Annotated in this window: 1 protein-coding gene and 1 pseudogene; both read right to left on the reverse strand. The window is 76.1% G+C overall.

The genetic code is table 11. The features are described 5' to 3' along the window. Positions 1-2,236: ATP-dependent helicase HrpB (hrpB, locus tag CCN39_RS47260; RefSeq protein ID WP_086853655.1), on the reverse strand; the 2,236-nt coding region annotated here is incomplete at its 3' end. Then, positions 2,233-2,373: pseudogene (locus CCN39_RS52380) on the reverse strand (ABC transporter substrate-binding protein); the annotation flags it as partial. The gene hrpB and the pseudogene CCN39_RS52380, both read right to left, overlap by 4 nt.

A 2,373-nucleotide genomic window follows, 5' to 3' on the forward strand; every position in this document is an offset into this window, starting at 1 on the left:
CGGCCGGCCGGCCGGCGGGGGAGAGCAGGTGCAGCACCACCGGGACGCCGGCGATCACCGGGGTCTCGGTCCAGCCGAACGTCTCCTGGAGCTTGACGGCCACGACGGGCTGGTCGCCGCGGTAGTCGACGCGGATGTGCGACCCCGACGGCACTTCGAGGCGGTCCGGCGCGAGGTCGTCGAGCTTCGCCGCTTCCGGCCAGGGGAGGAGGGCCTTGAGGGCGGTGCCGGCGTTGAGGTTCGCCAGGTCGGCTTTCCGGCGGGCGGTGCCGAGGTCCAGCCAGCTGTCCACATCGGACAGCAGTGCGGTGTCGTCGACCGGCGGCCACGGCGGGCCGAGGACGCGGTGCAGGAAGGCCATCCGTTCGCGCAGGCGGGTCGCGTCCTGGCTCCACTTGAGGAGGCCGAGTCCTTCGGCCTTGAGCCCGGCGACCAGGGCGTCGTGGACGTCGGCGTTCTTGAGCGGTCTCTCGGACAGCACGATGGCGCCGAGTTTGCGGACGCGCCGGGCGACGACGTCGCCGTCCCAGGTGACTTCGTCCACTTCGGACACGGCGCCGGTGCGGACGGCGAGGGTTTCGTCGGCGGCCGCGGCGAGGCGGATGGTGCCGTGGACGCGGCCGGGGTCGCGGGTGGCTTCGGCGACGGCCAGCCACTCGGCGTCGAGGCCGCTGCCGGGCGGGAGTTCGGCCGCGGTGCCGCCGGCCATGAGGTAGACGGGTGCGCCGCCGGGCCGCCGCTTGGCGAGCCGCTCGGGGTGGGCGAGGGCGACGACCAGCGCGGCGTCCGCTTTTCCGGCACCGGTGACGAGTTTCGCGAGCCGTTGCACTTCGCGTTTCCAGCGCCGCGCGCCTTCGTCCCCGGCCGAGCGCAGGCGTCTCAGCTCGGCTTCCACATCCGTCAGCGTTCCGCCCGCGTCCAGCAGCGCCACGACCTCCGCCGCGTTCCGGGCGCCGACTTCGGAAGCTCCGTCCAGGAGCGCGCGGGCGAGCCTCGGGTGCAGGCCCAGCTCGGCCATCCGCCGTCCGCGCGGGGTGACCGTGCCGTCCGGGGAAGTCGCGCCCAGCGTCACCAGCAGCGCCCGGCCCGCGGAGAGGGCGCCTTCGCCCGGTGGGTCCCACCAGGCGAGCCCGCTGCCGTCCGGGGTCGACCAGCACGCCAGCTCCAGGGCGAGCCGGGCCAGTTCGGCCGTGCGGATCTCCGGCTCGGGGTACGGCGGCAGCGTCGCCTGTTCGTGCTCGGCCCAGCAGCGGTACGCCCGGCCCGGCGCCTCGCGTCCCGCGCGGCCGGACCGTTGCGCGGCCACCGCCGCCGACACCCGGACCGTCGCCAGGCCCGGCAGCCCGCGCCGGTGGTCGACGCGCGGCACGCGCGCCAGTCCCGAGTCCACCACCGCGCGCACGCCCGGCACCGTCAGGCTCGACTCGGCCACCGCCGTCGCCAGCACCACGCGGCGCCGCGAACGCGGCCGCAGCGCGTCGTCCTGGTGGGCCGCCGACAGCCGGCCGTGCAGCGGCAGGACGTCCACATCGGACGATGACAGCAAGCCCGACGTCCGGGCGATTTCCCCGGCGCCGGGCAGGAAGGCCAGCACGTCGCCGTCGCCGGAGGACAACGCGGTCCGCACCGCCCGTGCCACACAGGCCTCGACCCGTTCGCCGCGCGCCGGCGGGACGTACGAGAACTCCACCGGGTAGGTGCGCGCCGTGGCCGTCACGACCGGGGCGTCACCGAGCAGGGCCGCGAGCCGCCCGGACGCGACCGTCGCCGACGTCGCCAGCAGCCGCAGGTCTTCGCGCAGCCCGGCGCGGACGTCCAGGAGCAGCGCCAGCAGCAGGTCCGCGTCCAGGTGCCGCTCGTGGCACTCGTCCAGCAGCACCGTCGAGACGCCGGGCAGCTCCGGGTCGCCCTGGACGCGGCGGACCAGCAGCCCCGACGTCACGACCTCGATGCGGGTCCGGGCGGAGACCTTCCGGTCGCCGCGCACCGCGTAGCCCACCGTCTCGCCGACCGGTTCGCCCAGCAGCGCCGCCATCCGCGCCGCCGCCGCGCGCGCCGCCAGCCGCCGAGGCTCGGCGACCACGACCCGGCCCTCGGCCGCCGCGGCCAGGGCGAGCGGGACCAGCGTCGTCTTCCCGGTGCCGGGCGGCGCGACGAGCACCGCGGCGCCGTGGTCGTCCAGCGCGGCGACGACGTCGGGCAGCACGGACCGGACCGGCAGGTCGGGCAGCTTCACTTGGCGGTGACCTCGGGGGGCGGGGGCAGCTGGTAACCGGACGGGCCGATGTTCGCGTTGAGCGAGCGCAGCCATTCGCCGGAGGAGATCATCTTCCGGATCGCGTCGTCGACCGCGGACACCCCCTGGGTGTCGTC

It is taken from the genome of Amycolatopsis kentuckyensis, from assembly GCF_002155975.1.
Taxonomy (GTDB): Bacteria; Actinomycetota; Actinomycetes; order Mycobacteriales; family Pseudonocardiaceae; genus Amycolatopsis; species Amycolatopsis kentuckyensis.